At 50.3% G+C, this 17,495-nt stretch carries 10 protein-coding genes and 1 pseudogene; 6 read left to right on the top strand and 5 right to left on the bottom strand.

Features of this window, described 5'->3' with window-relative positions; genetic code table 11:
- From H6F88_RS33040 to treY, 3 genes and pseudogenes are all read left to right on the top strand, one after another.
- Positions 1-97, top strand: a pseudogene (locus H6F88_RS33040) (IS982 family transposase); the annotation flags it as partial.
- 139 nt (positions 98-236) lie between these two features.
- On the top strand, positions 237-2,060 hold the full coding sequence (treZ, locus tag H6F88_RS02170) for a malto-oligosyltrehalose trehalohydrolase (RefSeq protein ID WP_190641110.1): 1,824 nt from the start codon (positions 237-239) through the stop codon (positions 2,058-2,060).
- 119 nt (positions 2,061-2,179) lie between these two features.
- The gene (gene treY, locus H6F88_RS02165) at positions 2,180-4,972 is read left to right on the top strand and encodes a malto-oligosyltrehalose synthase (protein WP_190641109.1); all 2,793 of its coding nucleotides are present in this window, start codon (positions 2,180-2,182) and stop codon (positions 4,970-4,972) included.
- Positions 4,973-5,052: 80 nt separating this feature from the next.
- On the opposite strand, the gene H6F88_RS02160 is transcribed toward treY, so the two are convergent.
- Entirely contained in the window at positions 5,053-9,066 is a 4,014-nt protein-coding gene (locus tag H6F88_RS02160) for an AAA-like domain-containing protein (RefSeq protein WP_190641108.1), read from the bottom strand.
- Positions 9,067-9,309: 243 nt separating this feature from the next.
- On the opposite strand from H6F88_RS02160, the gene H6F88_RS02155 reads away from it, so the two are divergent.
- Positions 9,310-10,227, top strand: a complete 918-nt coding sequence (locus H6F88_RS02155; RefSeq protein ID WP_190641107.1) for an alpha/beta hydrolase — start codon at positions 9,310-9,312, stop codon at positions 10,225-10,227.
- Here H6F88_RS02155 and H6F88_RS02150 read toward each other — a convergent pair.
- Positions 10,202-11,770, bottom strand: a complete 1,569-nt coding sequence (locus H6F88_RS02150) for an AAA-like domain-containing protein (RefSeq protein WP_190641106.1) — start codon at positions 11,768-11,770, stop codon at positions 10,202-10,204. The two genes, H6F88_RS02155 and H6F88_RS02150, sit on opposite strands and share 26 nt — an antisense overlap.
- 141 nt (positions 11,771-11,911) lie before the next feature.
- Here H6F88_RS02150 and ilvD point away from each other — a divergent pair, with 141 nt between their 5' ends.
- The gene (ilvD, locus tag H6F88_RS02145) at positions 11,912-13,756 is read left to right on the top strand and encodes a dihydroxy-acid dehydratase (RefSeq protein WP_190641105.1); all 1,845 of its coding nucleotides are present in this window, start codon (positions 11,912-11,914) and stop codon (positions 13,754-13,756) included.
- A 254-nt stretch (positions 13,757-14,010) separates the two neighbouring features.
- Complete coding sequence (locus tag H6F88_RS02140) at positions 14,011-14,343, top strand: hypothetical protein (RefSeq protein ID WP_190641104.1); 333 nt, start codon at positions 14,011-14,013, stop codon at positions 14,341-14,343.
- Here H6F88_RS02140 and H6F88_RS02135 read toward each other — a convergent pair whose 3' ends face one another.
- The 3 genes from H6F88_RS02135 to H6F88_RS02125 form a co-directional block, all read right to left on the bottom strand.
- Entirely contained in the window at positions 14,344-15,126 is a 783-nt protein-coding gene (locus H6F88_RS02135) for a peroxiredoxin-like family protein (protein WP_190641103.1), read from the bottom strand. It lies immediately after the preceding gene.
- Between the two features lie 35 nt (positions 15,127-15,161).
- Positions 15,162-16,253 (bottom strand): phosphatase domain-containing protein, encoded by a 1,092-nt coding sequence (locus H6F88_RS02130; protein ID WP_190641102.1) that lies wholly within the window; start codon positions 16,251-16,253, stop codon positions 15,162-15,164.
- 101 nt (positions 16,254-16,354) lie between these two features.
- A complete protein-coding gene (locus H6F88_RS02125; RefSeq protein WP_190641101.1) occupies positions 16,355-17,155 on the bottom strand; it encodes a DUF3891 family protein in 801 nt (266 codons plus the stop codon).
- Between the last annotated feature and the right edge of the window lie 340 nt (positions 17,156-17,495).

The following is a 17,495-nucleotide window of genomic DNA, read 5'->3' as shown; positions in this document are numbered from 1 at the left end:
CTGCCTGGTAAACTTAGTCTGTGGCTTGATCGCCTACTGCCACCAACCCAAGAAGCCCTCCCTGCTCATTGACACTGCTCTGCCTGCGTTTGCTTAAGCCGAATTGACGTTAAATAGCAATGAGTAACTCAGCCTAGCCCCTAGTCCCCTACTAAGAGATACATCCTACGACAGTTTTACCTTCGCTCAAAAGCATCTATTTTCAGGAGGACGCGTTCAGACAAGGGGGATCTGCGGTGAAGATTGGCGCTCGTTACCTGGATGGAAATCGTTGTGAATTCACGCTTTGGGCACCTTTGCTAGACCAGGTAGCGGTAAAGCTGGTTGCCCCCACAGAAAAACTATTGCCAATGCAGCCCGGTGAGCATGGCTATTGGCAGGTCACGGCTGAAGACGTTCAGCCCGGAACTCGTTACTTCTATGATTTAGGGGAATTCGATCGCCCCGATCCGGCTTCTCAGTTTCAGCCGGAAGGTGTACATGGCCCGACAGAAGTGGTTGACCATCAAGCGTTTAGCTGGACAGATCAAGATTGGTCAGGGATTCCGCTGGATGAAATGGTGATCTATGAACTGCACGTTGGCACGTTCACACCAGAGGGTACTTTTGAGGCGATCGCTTCTCGCCTTGGTGAACTACGAGAGTTAGGCATCAATGCGATCGAAATTATGCCCGTTGCTCAGTTTCCCGGTAGTCGCAACTGGGGCTATGACGGCGTGTATCCCTTTGCAGTGCAAGACTCCTATGGTGGTCCAGACGGTCTAAAGCAGTTAATTAACACGTGTCACCAAGAAGGATTTGCCGTCATCTTGGACGTGGTTTATAACCACTTTGGCCCCGAAGGAAACTACACCAGCAGCTTTGCGCCCTTCTTCACTGAAACTTACAAAACTCCCTGGGGCAGCGCGATTAACTTCGATGATGCGCATAGCGAAGGGGTGAGAAATTACTTCATTGAGAATGCGCTTTACTGGTTTGAGCAATTTCATTTTGATGCGCTGCGGCTGGATGCGATTCATGCAATCTACGACTTAGGGGCAAAACATTTCCTCAAGGAATTAGCCGATGATGTAGCCGCTCTATCCAAACAAGTGGGGCGCAAGTTTTACCTGATTGCCGAAAGTGATTTGAATGATGTGCGCGTGATTCGCGAACCTGAAGTTGGTGGTCATGGCATGGATGCCCAGTGGAGCGATGACTTTCATCACTGTTTGCATACCTTGTTAACAGGAGAGCAAATCGGCTACTACCAGGACTTTGGCACTTGTGAACAGTTGGCAAAGGCATACAAAAACAGCTTTGTTTATGACTGGCAATATGCTGCTGAACGCAAGCGTTATCACGGCAGCGATGCCAGCGATCGCCCTGGCTATCAGTTTGTAATTTGCACCCAAAATCATGACCAGGTTGGGAATCGGATGTTGGGCGATCGCCTCTCTACCCTGGTTTCCTTTGAAGCGTTAAAACTGGCGGCAGGTGCCCTATTGCTGTCCCCTAACATTCCGATGCTGTTTATGGGTGAAGAGTATGGCGAAGAATCTCCTTTCCTGTATTTTGTGAGCCACACTGATCCCGACCTGGTTGAGGCAGTCAGAGAAGGCAGAAAACGGGAATTCTCGGCATTCCATTTAGAAGGAGAATACTCCGATCCTCAAAGTCCTGAAACCTTTAAGCAATCTCAGTTGAAATGGGAGCAGCAAAAGGAAGGAAAGCACAAAGCCTTACGGGATCTTTATCAACATCTAATTCATCTACGCCGCACTATTCCTGCGCTAAAGAACCTCGATAAGCAAAACTTAGAAGCTACGGTGCAAGAGGAAAACAAGCTACTGTTTTTACATCGCTGGCAGGATAGCAGCAAGCTATTTTGCATTCTGAATTTCAACAATGAAGCGGTAGGTTTTAATACAGATTTACCCAATGGCAATTGGCAAAAAATATTAGACTCTGCTGATCAAAAGTGGATGGGTTCGGGTGCGTCTTTGCCAGATAGTTTGGCATCTAAATCTGATTCATCGTTATCGATCCCAGCTCAAAGTTTTGCCGTTTATCAGGCTTAAATAGATTGGGGTGAAGTGTCAGATCTGCGGCTTCTTAAAGAAGTTGCAGATCTAAAATCCTAAGTCTATTGATGTTCAACTTAGCGTCAAATTCTAACTTATCTCTTCCTAACCTAAAAATGAGAATTCCAGCCTCTACTTACCGAATTCAATTTCATGCAGGATTTCCCTTTGAGGCAGCAAAACAGATTGTTGCTTATCTAGCAGATCTTGGAATTTCTGACCTCTATGCTTCGCCTATTTTCAAAGCTAGAGCAGGCAGTACTCACGGTTACGATATTGTTGACCCAACGCAAATTAACCCCGAATTGGGTACACAGGAAGAATTTGAGACGCTAGTTGACGAACTTCAAAAGCATGAGATAGGTTGGCTTCAGGACATTGTGCCCAATCACATGGCCTACGACACTCAAAACAAGCTTTTGATGGATGTCCTGGAGAATGGTCCTGACTCTGAATCTTTTGATTTCTTTGATATTGAATGGAACCATTCCTACGAAGACATTCGAGGACGGGTACTTGCACCGCTGCTAGGAAACTTTTACGGGCGATGCTTGGAAAACGGTGAGATTCAGCTTGGCTATGATGAAACAGGTTTGACCGTTAATTATTACAGCTTAAAATTACCCGTTCGAGTTGAATCTTACGCTCGATTTATCACGCAAAATTTAGGTGGATTGGCGCGATCACTGGGTAGACATCATCCTGATTTTGTCAAACTGCTCGGCATTCTCTACATTGTCAAAAATATTCCAACTGAAGCAAAAGGCAAAGAGCGTTACGACCAAGTTGAATTTGTCAAACGCTTGCTCTGGGAACTCTACAATCAAAATCAGGACGTTAAAGAATTTGTAAATAGCAACGTAGAATTCTTTAATGGGCAAAAAGGAAATCCCGAAAGCTTCAATCCGCTCGATCATTTACTGTCTGAACAGTTTTATCGTCTTGCTTTTTGGAAAGTGGGCGCAGAAGAAATTAACTACCGCAGATTCTTTACCGTCAACGAGTTGATTTCTCTAAAAGTTGAAGAGCCCAAAGTGTTTCACAAGACCCATTCCCTGATTGGTCAATTAGTCGAAGAGGGAAAGATTACCGGACTCCGAATCGACCACATTGATGGACTGTACGATCCAGGTCAATATCTGGAGCGGCTCAGGGAAAAGATGGGTGATGTTTACATCACGGTCGAAAAAATTCTTGAACTTGAAGAAGATTTGTCTGACATCTGGCCAATTGAGGGAACCAGCGGTTATGACTTCATGAACTACGTCAATGGCGTGTTTTGTCGGTGTGAAACCGAGCAGCGATTGCAGAAAATCTATACTCGATTCACTGAATCCAATCAGCCCTACAAGCAACTCGTCGTCGAGAAAAAGAAGTTAATTATCGAGAGAAACTTGGCTGGAGATTTGGAGAACCTAGCACTCAGTTTAAAGCGAGTTGCAGGTCAAACTCGGCAAGGCAGCGACTTTACCTTGAACGGACTGCAAAGGGCATTGGTGGAGGTGTTGGCACTGTTTCCGGTGTATCGAACTTATATTAATCCTCAAGGACTCACGGAGTCAGATCGAAAGCAGGTCAATCAGGTTATTGAAGCAGCCAAAGAAAATGTTCCTTTGTTGCCCAACGAACTGGACTTTATTAGAAAACTGCTGCTGTTGGAGTATGACGAATTTCTTACTCAAGCTCAACAAGAAGAGTGGCTACACTTTGTCATGAGATTTCAGCAGTTAACTGGCCCACTTATGGCAAAAGGGGTTGAAGATACGCTGCTATATGTTTACAGCCGTTTGTTATCCCTGAATGAAGTGGGTGGAAATCCGGGGCAGTTTGGTATTTCGCTACCTGCATTTCATGAGTTTAATCAACGCAGAAATGAGTACTGGAAACATTCCATGAGTGCTACAGCGACTCATGATACAAAGCGGGGTGAAGATGTGCGATCGCGCCTCAACATCATTTCTGAGATCCCCGAAGAGTGGGAGCGACAGGCGATGCGCTGGAGTGAGATCAACCAGTCGAAGAAGCTGCAAACTGACGATAGAGTGATTCCTAGTGCGAATGATGAGTACTTTCTCTATCAAACGCTGTTAGGAGCTTTTCCGTTTGATCAGAATAGCGGTCGCGCTACCTTCACAACTCGAATCAAGGATTATGTGATCAAAGCAGTGAGAGAAGCTAAAGTTCACACGGCCTGGTTGCGTCCTGACTCTGAGTATGAAGAAGGCTATTTGAAGTTTGTCGAACAGGTTTTAGATCCGGATAAAGGAAATGACTTCTTGCAGGAGTTCTTGCCTTTCCAAAAGCAGATTGCAGATTACGGCATTTTCAATTCTCTTTCCCAAGTTTTGCTCAAAAATACGGCTCCTGGTGTGCCCGATTTATATCAGGGAACCGAATTTTGGGATTTGAGTTTGGTTGACCCAGATAACCGCCGTCCGGTTGACTATGACCAGCGAATTTCTTGCCTGCACGAGCTAAAAACCGGAATTGAAAAAGACAGTCTGTCACTCATCAACAGTTTGCTTGAGACGAGAACAGACGGTCGGATCAAACTATTCCTAACCTTCAAGGTTCTGCAAGCAAGAAAGGTACATCGGGCACTGTTTGAGCAAGGAGACTATCAGCCGCTAACTGTCACTGGTAAGTTCAAAGACCACGTCATCGCCTTTGCCCGCAGCTTTGAAGGGAAGACGGCGATCGCCATTGCCCCCCGTTTCCTCACTGGTTTGCTTGAAGCAGGTCAGTTGCCATTAGGCGAACAAATCTGGGCTGATACTGCCGTTGAATTGCCTGCTGGATTAGCTTCCAGTTGGAAAGACGCAATCTCTGATCAGTCCCTCCAAGCTAACGCAAGCTTACCGATTGGGGAAGCCCTCAAACACTTCCCTGCTGCGCTGATGATAGGCTAAACCTTTTTGGCACAGGTTCAAAGGATTAAGGGAATGGAGGCAATCGAGGGAACTGGCGATCGCCCCCTCTCCTTCATCCCTCATCTCTCCTCACACACTTCCAACCGCTCCTCTGGATTTGCCCTAAAATATCCCTCCAGCCGCTCACACCCCTGCGCCAGCAAATCATCCAGCCCGTTATCGATGGGCCAGAGGCGAATATAGCCATCGCCCGAAACCGTCATTAGTCGCTGCCCATCGGGGCTAAAGCCCAGCGATAGATCTCTATGGAAGGTTTGATTGATGGTAGAACCTGTAAACTCAGCTAACAGATTGCCCGACAGGTCATAAATCTGACTGGTATTCTCATTTTGTAGGGAAGTCACTAGGCGTTGCCCGTCATTGCTGAAGCCACCGAACTCTCCCTGGAGCGGGGGAACGAGCTCATTGCCCGATAGTCCATGCAGGTGAGTGGTGTTGTCCGCAAAGGAGTAAGTTACCAGCCGTTGCCCGTTCTCACTGAAGCCACGAAACAATCTCCCAAGGCTGACAAGCTCGTTACCCGCTAAGTCATATAGGCGATTGATGTTGTCCTCATAAGAGTAGATCATTAGCTGTTGCCCGTCTTTACTGAAGCCGAGAAAAGATCCCTGGAACTGGTTTAGCTCGTTACCCGCTAAATCGTACAGGCGAGAGGTGTTGTCTTGATCGGAGTAGATCATTAGCTGTTGCCCGTCTTCACTGAAGCCGAGAAAAAATCCCTGGAACTGGTTTAGCTCGTTACCCGCTAAATCGTACAGGCGAGAGGTGTTGTCTTGATCGGAGTAGATCATTAGCTGTTGCCCGTCTTCACTGAAGCCACGAAACGATCCCTCAAGGCTGACCAGCTCGTTGCCCGCTAAGTCATATAGGCGATTGATGTTGTCCTCATAAGAGTAGATCATCAGCTGTTGCCCATCCTCTCTAAAGCGACGGAACACTCCCTGGAACTGGTTTAGCTCATTACCCGCTAGATCATACAGGCGAGAGGTGTTGTCCTGATTAGAGTAAATTACCAGTCGTTGCCCATTTGGGCTAAACTGAACGCTAAAAGCTTGAAAATCAGCTAACAAACGGCTGGATAAGTCGTATAGACGGTTACCAATAACTAAGCGTTGCCCGTCCTCGCTGAAGTTACCAAAAGATCCTTGAAACTGAGCTAGCTCATTGCCCGATAGGTCATATAGACGAGAGGTGTTGTCCGTAAAGAAGTAGCTTACCAACCGTTGCCCGTCCTCGCTGAAGCCACGAAACTCGCCCTGGAAGCTGCGTAGCTCATGGCCCAATCGATCATACAGGCGGGATGTGTTGTCCTGATTGGAGTAAATCACTAGCCGTTGCCCGTCCTCACTGAAGCCAAGGAACATTCCCTGAAACGGGGGTGCAAGCTCGTTGCCCGATAGGTCATATAGGCGAGAGGTATTGTCTGTAAAGGAGTAGCTCACTAGCCATTGCCCGTCCTCGCTGAAGCCACGAAACTCGCCCTGAAAGCTGCGTAGCTCATTGCCCGATCGATCATACAGGCGGGATGTGTTGTCTTGATTGGAGTAAATTATCAGCCGTTGCCCGTCCTCGCTAAAGTCAAGGAAATATCCTTGAAACTGAGCTAGCTCATTGCCCGATAGGTCATATAGTCGAGAGGTATTGTCTGTAAAGGAGTAGCTCACCAACCGTTGCTCGTCCTCACTGAAGCCACGAAACTCGCCCTGGAAGCTACGTAGCTCATTGCCCGATAGGTCATACAGGTGGGATATGTTGTCTTCCTCAGAGTAGCTCACCAGCCGTTGCCCGTCCTCATTAAAGTCAAGGAAATATCCTTGAAACTGAGCTAGCTCATTGCCCGATAGGTCATACAGGTGGGATATGTTGTCTTCCTGGGAGTAGCTCACCAGCCGTTGCCCGTCCTCGCTAAAGTCAAGGAAATATCCTTGAAACTGAGCTAGCTCATTGCCCGATAGGTCATACAGGTGGGATATGTTGTCTTCCTCAGAGTAGCTCACCAGCCGTTGCCCGTCCTCACTAAAGCTACGAAACGCTCCCCGGAAACTCCACTCCTCCAGGACGCTATTAACAGCAATTCTGAGCGCCAGTATAGGGCTAGTGGCGGGGTAGCCTTGCAGCAACAGCGTATTGGTCGCCACGGGGCTAGGGCTTGCTTGAATCAGGTTTTTCAAGTCTTGCCCCAACTCCATCGCTCGCAGCAACGTACTGATTTCGGTAAACCGGACAGGCTGATATCGCAGTAGGGTAGTGCCGCGTTGCTCTAGCCTGCCTGCGATTTGCGCTTGCTCTCGTTCCTGCCTAGCGGCGGCCGCTTGCTCTGTAGCTAGGCGTTGCTCTGCTCTAGCGGCGGCTTCAGCAGTCTGGGCGGCAGCTTGTTGCTGTCTAGCATCATCTGCGGCGGCTTGGGCGGTGGCTTGGTCTACCCTAGCTTGCTGAGCGGCAGTCTGAGCGGCTGTTGCCTGCTGCTGAGCTTTCCGAGTTGCCTGGTTTAGTCGAGTTCTTTCAGTTTGCTCCTTGCGTAAATTCTGCGTCGTTGCTTCAAGCTTCTGTTCAGCAGCGTCGCTTGCCTCCTGCATCCGCTCTCGTTCATCTTTGGACTGTTGGGCTTCGTCCTTGGCAGTTGCAATCTGGCGACTGGCGTTGTTAAAGGCGAAACCTGCCCAAATAATTAGGGCGATCGCCACTGCCGAAATTCCCGCCAGCCCAATCACCCCCCGCCGAATCGTCCGCTTTGCCCGCTGCTCTGCCTCTTTGAGAATCTGATTAGCCTGCCGTTCTGCCGCTAGCGCCACCTGCACCTCCTGCATATCCCGTTCGCGGCTGGCGGTGAGAAACAGGAAGTCTTGCTGGCTGAGGTTCTTGTCGGCGGCCCAGCGCTGAGCATCCACAAGCGCCTGTCCGCGCAGCAGGCGCGACTCGTCCTGCTGGTCACTGGCAAGCCAAGCGGCGATCGCCTCCCCATAGGGGCGCAGATGCCCCAGTTCCTTTTCCGTCCAGCGCAAGTCAAACACGGTAGCGTAGATGCGGTTATAGACCTTGAGCTTGCCCTGGTGTTCATAGGCGATTCCGGTGAGGCGTAGCTCTAGCTGGTCGGGGCTGTCGTCTGCGTCCAGTTCGCCCTGCTGCAAAATTTGCTGGTGCAGCCCCAGCAGCCGACTGGCGCGGCGTTGATCTCGGAGAATGCGATCGCGAATCGTTCTTAAATGCTCTGGTTCGTCCTGCGATTCCCAGTTTTCCAGGACGTGCGATCGCACCAGCGCTTCTACCCAGGCAGACTCATTGCCAGGGGCGATCGGGTCAGGGCGATTCAGGGCAAACTTACACAGCTTTTGGGTGAGAAACGGCTGTCCGCCCGTCCAGTCGAGCATTGCACTGAGCAACGCTTCGGGATTGCTGGTCTTCTGCTCTAGCCCCCGAATCAGCGGCATTGCTTCTTTAAGCTGAAAACCGCAGAGGGCGATCGCCCGCCCAATATTAAACGGCGTGCGGCTCTTATCGCGAATCAGGTCAGAGGGAGTCGCCACACCCACGAGGGCAAACACCAATCGCTTGTAGATCGGCTGATCGACCCGACGGTTATAGCAAGAGCGAATAAAGGCAAAGAAATCGTCAATCGGAAAATTCAGGCTGAGGACGCTATCAATCTCATCCACAAAAATCACAATCTGCTGCGGCAGCTCCACCAGCAGCACCTCTTCGACAAACTCGCCCAATCGCTGTACAGGTGTGAGAAATTCCCGCTCCCGTAGCCACCCCCGCAAATCCAACTTTTGCGTCAGTCCAAAGCTTCTCACCAGGTTGCGAATCACCCCTGCATACCACTGGTGCGGAGTCACCTCCTGCCCCCCGATCGCCGTAATGTCGATCGCCGCACACGCCAGTCCATCCGCCTGGAGCCGCTTCATCGTCTGCACCCGCAGGCTTGACTTACCCATCTGTCGCGAGTTCAGCACATAGCAAAACTCGCCAGCCTTTAAGCCGTCACACAAGTCCCAGTCTGCCTGTCGGGTCACATAGGTCGGTGCATCTGCGGGGAGACTGCCGCCAACTTGGTATTCGTAGGAGGGGGGCATAGGAATGAGGGATGAGGGATGAAGGATATAGAACGATGAACGATAAAATCCTGCATGTTTGAGTTTGTACCATCATTTTCACGCCTCTTTCCTAAATTGAAACCGTAACGGGTGTTTATTGCCGTTCTAAGCAAACTGATTGACTCAATCTTGAGCTAGTGGGAGCGATCGCCCCTGGAGAATTCACTGTATTGCCCTCGTGCTAGGGTTGAGCAGACTGTGCTCAGTATGGGATGCCGTAATATGGGACTCTTCCCACAAGCCTTTGATACCGTCAAAGTGCAAACGACTGGAGCGGAAATCAATCTAGTTCATGGTGGAACAGGCACTCCGCTGTTGCTGTTACATGGCTATCCTCAAACGCAGGTCATGTGGCACAATGTTGCTCCTGATTTAACCGAGCACTTCCACGTCATTTGCCCTGACTTACGTGGCTATGGAGACAGCTCCAAACCAACCACTACAGCCGATCACTTTCCCTATTCAAAGCGAGCAATGGCACGCGACCTGGTCGAAGTAATGGCTTATTTTGACCATCCAACCTTTTTTGTCGCAGGTCACGATCGTGGAGCCAGAGTTACACATCGCTTGGCACTCGACCATCCTGAGAAGGTTTTAAGAGCTTGCGTGATGGACATTGTTCCGACGTACCACATGTACGTGACTACAGACCAGCACTTTGCAACCGGATACTATCATTGGTTTTTCCTAATTCAGCCCGATGGCTTACCAGAGCGCTTGATTGGTGCTGACCCGGTCTACTACCTCACCGAAAAGTTGAAGCGGTGGAGTGCACCAGGCACCGTGTTCGCCGATGAAGCAATGGCTGAGTATGTGCGTTGCTTTAGTCAACCTGATGCCATTCATGCCTCGTGTGAAGACTATCGCGCGGCCGCCAGCATTGACCTTGAGCATGACCGACAAGACTTGACCCAGCAGATCCAGTGTCCACTGCTAGTGTTGTGGGGCGCGAAGGGGTTTGTGCACCGCACTTATGATGTTCCTGAGGTGTGGCGCAAGTACGCTCAACAGGTTGAGAGCAAGACATTGGACTGCGGACATTTCTTACCCGAAGAGGCTCCCGATGCAGTGACCGAGGAGCTACTCCGGTTTTTTGGCACCTCCCACCTCCCGCCTACTTCCTCCGCAGGCGATCGCTAAAGTACCGTCGATACAAATCACAGCGGGGCTGTACATCGTTTCCTTTGAGGTGAACTAAGCCCATGCTGTGCAGTTGAAAGGCTTGCACCGACTCTAGGCGAACGGGATCAGGGGAGGCGATCGCCACTTTCACTGCTTTAGCCAACTCTGGGTGCTGTTCCAGGTTCCACAGGTGTCGGCGCAGGTGGTCGCCATATAGTCCGGCTTCGGTGGGAGCAGACTGGAGCAGTTCGGTGAGGGAGGTTTCTCCGCGCGTGATTTGGTAGAGCGCAACGCGAACCAGGTAAGGGTGTCCGCCGACCATATTCATCAGTTGCTCAACCTGATCGAGGCTCCAGTTCAGTCCGTGTCGCTTTGCCAGGTCAAGCACCTGCGCGGGTGTGAATTCGGGTAGCTCAATCGGTAAGCCAACATTAAAGGGCGACTGGTTAATGTTTAGCGGAATGTAGACCTCGGTGGAATGCACCACTACCAGCCGTAGTTTCTTCCACAGGTCGCGGCTTTTGGAGTCTTCGTGCCAGGCGCGCAGCAGCCCAAAAAAGTCAGCGGCAATTTCAGGATGCTGAAACACGCAGTCTACCTCGTCTAACCCCAACGCTAACGGACTGTTGATTTCAGTTAGCAGGTATTCCTCAAAGTAGGCGGTGCAATTGTCTTTGCTGCCAAAGATTTCGTCCCAGTAGTCGTTCAGGCGGTTGGGAAGCCGTAGTCTGCGTCCAATGCTGGCGCAAAACCAGCGCAAAAACTTATCCAAATCGGCAAAGACAGCGGTATCGGCAAGCTGAAAGCTGAGCGGCACGGTGAGGTAGTCCAGTTCCTTTGCCTGCTGCAAGATTCGCGACAGCAGGGAGGTCTTACCCATCTGACGCGGTGCTTTGATCCGAATCAGGGCACCAGAGCGGGCGATCGCCTCATAGCAGTCTGCTTCAATCGGCTCCCTTTCTACATAAAACACTGAGGCGAGATCAACCTGTCCTCCGGGGAGTTCAGGTTCAGCAATGGGAAGGGGTGGAGAGTTGGGAGGGGGGAAGGGATAGGGGGTAAGGGGCTGGGAGTCAGGTTCTTCAGATTCAGCAAAGGAGGGAGATGGGGGAGAACCTGCTGCTAGGAGGGTGAGAATTTCTTGGAGAATTTTGGTGGTGTCGGCTTCCGTTTTCCATTCGCGCTGCTGGATGCGGTTGAGGTAGCCGCGCAGGTCGTAATTAAGCGGTGAGTCCCAGGGAAAGTTGACCCGGATGGGGAGAATTGCAGGTTTGTGTTGAGGATGGCGAGCGCGCAATTCCTTTGCCCGCCTTACCTCTTCGGTCACCATCTCACTGGTTGCGGACTTGGGCGACAGCAACAGCAAAAAGTAATCCGCCCGCTCCAGTTCCTCATCTACTCGCTGTGCCCAGTTTTCTCCGAGCCGAATACTTTCTCCTGCCATAAATGACTCATATCCCGCCGCTTCCAGTGCTTCATAAAAGCGCTGGGCCAGGCTCATATCCGGGTCTTGGCTGCGATAGCTGATAAACAGCCGAATCGGTTTAGCAGTTGATGGCATGGGGGGCTGCTGTCTACTCGTAGTTGCACTGGAAATACAGCTAACTTTAGTACTAGTCCACGGAGTGCTCCTGTTTTTGCAAAAAGATTTAGGACTTAACCGTCTAGACTGTTTAAAAACCCTAGCTATATAGAATGCGCCATGCCGACCTATCGCTCCAAAACCACCACTCAGGGACGCAATATGGCCGGTGCCCGCGCGCTTTGGCGCGCCACCGGAATGCAAACTGAGGACTTCGAGAAGCCTATCATTGCAGTTGCCAATTCTTTTACCCAATTCGTGCCCGGACACGTTCACCTAAAGGATCTGGGTCAACTGGTGTGCCGTGAGATTGAAGCCGCTGGTGGTGTCGCCAAAGAATTTAACACGATCGCGGTGGATGATGGGATTGCAATGGGGCATGACGGAATGCTCTATAGTTTACCCTCACGCGAGATCATCGCTGATTCGGTCGAGTACATGGCCAATGCCCATTGTGCCGATGCTCTGGTTTGCATTTCCAACTGTGACAAGATCACTCCCGGTATGTTGATGGCAGCTTTGCGGCTCAACATTCCTGCTGTATTTGTCTCCGGTGGCCCAATGGAAGCGGGCAAAACCAAGCTCTCGGAAAACAAGTTGGACTTGGTAGACGCGATGGTGATTGCCGCAAATGACAGCGTCAGTGACGAAGTTGTCGAGGAATATGAGCGTTCTGCCTGCCCAACCTGTGGCTCTTGTTCTGGCATGTTCACTGCCAACTCGATGAACTGTCTCACTGAGGCGATTGGGCTTTCTCTACCTGGCAATGGCACCACGCTAGCGACCCATTTTGACCGCAAGGATCTGTTTATTAATGCTGCCCGCACCATCGTTAGCATTACTCGCCGCTACTACGAGCAGAATGACGAATCGGTGCTGCCTCGCTCGATCGCCAGTGTCAAAGCCTTTGAGAACGCTGTGGCGTTAGATGTCGCAATGGGCGGATCGACCAACACGATTCTGCACCTGCTGGCTGCTGTCCACGAAGCAGGGGTTGATTTCACGATGGCAGATATCGATCGCCTCTCGCGCAAGATTCCTCAGCTCTGCAAGGTTGCTCCCAACACGCAAAAGTATCACATTGAAGATGTTCACCGGGCTGGTGGCATTCCTGGTATTCTCGGTGAGCTAGATCGGGCTGGGTTGCTCCACACAGATGTACCTACCGTTCACAGTCAGACGATGAAGGAAGCGCTCGATCGCTGGGATATTATGCGTACCGATGACGAAGCTGTCCATACCTTCTTTAAGGCTGGCCCGGCAGGCATTCCCACGCAGCAAGCCTTTAGCCAATCAACCCGCTGGCCCTCCCTCGACCCAGATCGGGAAAACGGCTGTATTCGCAGCATCGAGAATGCCTACAGCGCCGAGGGCGGACTCGCGGTGCTACACGGTAACTTGGCTGAGCGCGGCTGCATCGTCAAGACAGCAGGCGTAGACGAAAGCATTTTGGTCTTTGAAGGCAAGGCACGTATTTATGAAAGCCAGGATGCTGCTGTCAACGGAATTCTCCGGGATGAGGTGCAACCAGGCGATGTCGTGATTATTCGCTATGAAGGTCCGCGTGGTGGTCCGGGGATGCAGGAAATGCTCTATCCAACCAGCTACCTCAAATCGAAGGGGCTAGGCAAAGCTTGTGCCTTGTTGACCGATGGACGCTTTTCTGGGGGTACCTCCGGACTCTCGATTGGTCATGCTTCTCCAGAAGCGGCAGCAGGCGGCAATATTGCGCTAGTGCAGGATGGCGATCGCATCCTCATCGACATTCCCAATCGCAGCATCAATGTAGATCTACCAGCGGAGGAATTAGCCAACCGTCGAGCGGCAATGGAAGCCAAAGGTAAGGATGCCTGGAAGCCTGAACAGCCCCGCAAACGGCGGGTCACAGCAGCGCTCAAAGCATATGCATTGCTGGCAACTAGCGCCGATCAAGGTGCGGTACGAAACCTGGAAATGCTTGAGTAAAGGGGATTGCCAGATCTGAGTCTGTTTTCAAGCGCGAAACCGAGAGCTCTCACGCTTGAAAACAGACCTCTTACAGCCATTTTCGGATAGGCGAGCCATAACGTAGGGGCAGTTCGCGAACTGCCCCTACAGGGATTTGTAGTTTATCCAAGTGGAAATTGCTGTGAAAACATGCCTATTGAGCAGAGCGCTAAAATTGAGACAGAGATAATCTATTATCCCCGATGGTTCTCTTTCGCTTCAGGAGTCGGGATATGTTTAACCTAACGATTCAACACAACTGGTTGGGAATGGCGATCGCCACTATCCTGATTCCTACTCTCGCGCAACCCAGTTTCGCCTCTCCAGACTTGACTCAAATTAATGCTGCACTCAACTATCCAACCGCAGCAGAACGGTTCTTTAATGAGGGACAGCAGCAGTTTGAGCAAGAAGTTCAGAGACTAAGCGAGCCTTCAAACACGACTGAAGCACTTCAGATTGATGGGAACTTGCCAGACACTTCTGAACAACAGCGCCTACAGCTTGAACAACCTGAAGGGCGATCGCAAGATAGGAAGCCTGCCTCACCATCAGACGCTTTGTAACTACTTTGAGTTTATCTCAGTCAAGAGAAACGACAGCGGATCACTCATGTTGGCAGCAAAACCTAGAATGCCTCGATCTCGATGTTCATAGAGCAAACTTCCATCGCGATCGAACAGAAACGTTCCTCCCCGCTGGGTCATATAAGCGGTGTTGGGCACATAGGTTTTCCAGTTTCCCAAAACCTCTGCCATGTTTCGCAACCGCAGAGTTGCCAACTCAAAAGGACGTTGAAACCCGGTTCCTCCAGCCAGTTTAAAGAATGAGCCTTTAAAGGCAGGTAGTGGAGCTGCTTTCACTGTCTCATTATCAGCGATCAGTTGGGCAGCATGGCGATCGCCCCGATAACCCCGAAACACCTCTGCAAGTGTGCCAGGACTGCCCACCCCGGCACACATTAACATCAGGTTTAACCAGGCATTTTGCGTCGGGGATAGCGCAGGCAGTTTGAGTGATAGCCCGGAATACAGACCAAGTTGACAATGCAGTTCGGCTGTGGGGTCAACAAACAGCCAGTCGGGAGAAAACCCGGTATAGGCACAGAACTTTTCCCCGGAGGGGCGCTCGCCAATTCCCACGGCACGAACCGTTAGCTTTGCCTCCCGCAGCCGTTCTGCATCACGCTGCAACCACCAGGCATACTCAAGGCTATCAAAATCGCCCAGTTGAGGCAGTGCTAAAAACAGCAGGCGGTTAGATGAATCGCAACCGTCCAGAATGGGGACTTGCTGACCATCGCTGACCCGTTGCCGTTGAGTTTGCTTGAGAAGAGGGTAAGGATTCATAGCGGTAGAATGATACTGCCTATAGCGCTACACATTTAATTGCGGCTAATCCAATGATGTGTGATGGCATGATCTATCGCTACCTGGGTTTCAGGAAACACCACGAATTCACATCCTGTCTCTTTAACCTGATTGGCGATCGCCTCTAATTCACTCTGACGCTGGGAGTCATTGGGGGTGACATCCCGAATATAGATAGCAAAGATGCGATCGGGGTGGTGTTTGACAAGTTGCTGATAGATCTCTGGATCTTTCTGTTTGCTATCGCCAATCAAAATAAAGGGTAAATGGGAGAAACAGTTTAGAATCGGCGTGATTTGCTCAATCTTGTGGCTCTCATGCTTAAACGACAGTAGGTTAGCAGGAGATAGTTCAATATCTCTCAACAAAATAGGTCCACGGGGAATGTGGTTAAAATCCATAAACTTCTCAAACAAGTCATACATATTCCAAGCACTGCTGGATACATAGAAAATAGGATTTCTGTGATCGTCGTTTTGTCCCTGTTGGAGAGCATGATAAAACTCCGCTACACCAGAAAACGGACGGCGGGTGTTTTCGTTACCGAGATAGGCAATACGGATCATTTTGAGCAGGTCGGTGGCTGCCGTTCGCATAATGGTGTCGTCGATGTCACTGATCACACCAAACCGGGCGCGTTCTGACACCACCATCACTTCACTGTCTACCTTGATTGGCGCTGAGTGCCGCGGGAGAGGTTCGAGCAGTTCTAGTGTGATAGGTTGCCAGAAGCGATCGGATTCAACCGGTTGATCGGATAACGCAAACGTGACTTGAAAGAAGCCTTCAGCATTAGTTAAAACGTCCTGTTGGGCTGCGCCAAAATAGGCTCGCACTCGCGCCTGCGCAACTTCGTCTGACTCAAAGCGACGATACATATTACGGAGATTTCTCCAGACTGATGCGTTTTCTTCTCTCAGCTTAATGCCCTGATCTTGCAATACTCGTCCTCTCAGATGCAGGTTGCCGGGTGTGCCATATCCTCGATAAGGCATGATACATATTGGATCTTCTAACCCCAATGTGCCAGCAATCAGTCGCTTGGCTGCATTCGTGAGTTTATCAAGACGACCCATTGCAGCGGAGATCAGGCGGATACCATGCATCACTGCCCTCTTCTAACAACCGTCACCCTAGCAGTATGGCATGAAAGCTCCTCTTTACTGATACCATTCCCTCTGGAGCTGCGTATTTAAAGCTCTATCCTTTATTCATCTGTATCACTACTTGGATAAAGGGTAGCGATAAGGGTAATCCAGGGAGCAGTTGTGAGGCGATCGCGCATCACTCGTTCATCCTGAAACTTTTCTTTGAGAATCCGTCCCTCAAATACAACAGTGACTTCCTCAGTCTGAAAACACCAGGGCTTAAGGCTCAAGCGTGTTGGATCGTTTTGGATGGGAGTCAACACCAGTGTGGCTTCTCCAATGACAGAAGGAACTTGTTCAAACTGTTTTTCTTTCGTCACACCCATACAGATTGCAAGAGACAATGCATCCCACGTTGCTACCAGTTTTTGATTGCGGGTAATGACTTCTGGCGTAACATATGCTTGGTAAGCTGGGTCTTGTTTCAACCGATCAATCAGATGTTGCTGAAATTCCTTCTCATTTTGCAAAAACGCTTCGACAATTTGGGTGGATGTGGGTGACTGTTTCCAATGAGTAAAGCGTTCGTATAATCCAGTGCCATGTAGAGAGACCAAAAGTGCCACGTAACGTCCCATCGGCAGGGCAAGTTGTTTTGCCCCTGCCCATAATTTTGTATGTACTTCTGGAGCGACTTCCATGAAACTATGAGGATATCCTGTTTCAGGATTCAGAGTAGGAGTTGACTCCCAGGGAATCCAGCCAATGTCGTGCTGTTCTGCCCCCAAACATACTGCTGCGTGAGGGGCAAAGGAACCGATCGCTGCATTTCCCCATGCCTGAGCCAGTTGTCCCGCCACCCAGGCATGAGTGGGCTGAGTAATGCAAATCCGGTTTTCGTCGATAGTACGATACAGCACGGCTGACCCTGCTTGAACAAGCTCTACTATCAACACCATAAAGTGGAGCAAGGGAAGATGCCTTCCTGCTCTAGATTGACATTCAAGCTGATAAACAGTTCATGGCACCGCACAGGTAAAATAGATACCCATTTGATTTAAGGATGTTGCAGATATGGGTAAGGCGCAGTGCGCCCTTACAGAAATCGATGTGCCACGAAATTTGTTTAAATCGGTATTAAAAATTTGGCGTTGCACAATGGGTGAATGATTTATCTTAAAGCTGGCACTTGACGGTGCTTCAAGTAGTAAATCAACAACCGAATCGAAGCTTCCAGCATCTCAATCGACTTGGAATAGC

It is taken from the genome of Oculatella sp. FACHB-28, from assembly GCF_014696015.1.
Lineage (GTDB): Bacteria > Cyanobacteriota > Cyanobacteriia > Elainellales > Elainellaceae > JAAUTN01.
This window is presented reverse-complemented; position numbering and strand designations above follow the sequence as displayed.